The sequence below is a fragment of the Novosphingobium soli genome (assembly GCF_042432915.1).
GTDB classification, from domain to species: Bacteria; Pseudomonadota; Alphaproteobacteria; order Sphingomonadales; family Sphingomonadaceae; genus Novosphingobium; species Novosphingobium soli.
This window is the reverse complement of record NZ_JBHLWK010000044.1, coordinates 1-609: the sequence shown is the minus strand read 5'-3', so window position 1 is coordinate 609 and position 609 is coordinate 1. Positions and strand designations below refer to the sequence as shown.

General features: G+C 62.1%; 1 protein-coding gene. It reads right to left on the bottom strand.

The features are described from left to right. Positions 1-2: 2 nt before the first annotated feature. On the bottom strand, positions 3-609 hold a 607-nt coding region (locus ACFFJC_RS21180), incomplete at its 5' end, for an IS630 family transposase (RefSeq protein ID WP_379489232.1).

Genomic DNA, 609 nt, shown 5'->3' with positions numbered 1-609 from the left:
TCTTAGGCTGAAGCATAGCCGCTGTTTCTGAGATAGTTTGCACACTCGTCGGGGGAGAAGGCATCGAGCAGTGAGCCGATGCGCTTCCAGGTGGCATCGACGGATCGTTCGTTGGCTTTTCGCAGGAGGGTCTTGAGCTTGGCGAAGACTTGTTCGATCGGATTGAGATCGGGGCTGTAGGGCGGAAGGAACAGGAGCTTGGCCCCGCGATCCCGGATGGCCTGCCGCACGGCTTGCCCTTTGTGGCTGCCGAGGTTGTCCATGATGACGATGTCGCCGGGGGCAAGCGTAGGTGCGAGGAACTGCTCGACATAGGCGAGGAAGAGCTGACCGTTGATTGGCCCGTCGAGCACGCAGGGTGCATCAATCCGGTCGTGGCGCAGCGCGGCGAGGAAGGTCAGTGTGCGCCAGTGACCGAACGGCACCCTTGCGTGCAACCGCTGGCCACGTCGGGCGCGGCCGTGAGTGCGGGTCATGTTGGTCTTGGCCCAGGTCTCGTCGATGAAGACGAGGCGCGTGGGATCAAGCCGGTTCTGGTACTTGCGCCACTGTTTCCGTCGCCGCGCGATGGCGGGACGATCTTGCTCGCTGGCGAACAGGCTTTTTTTT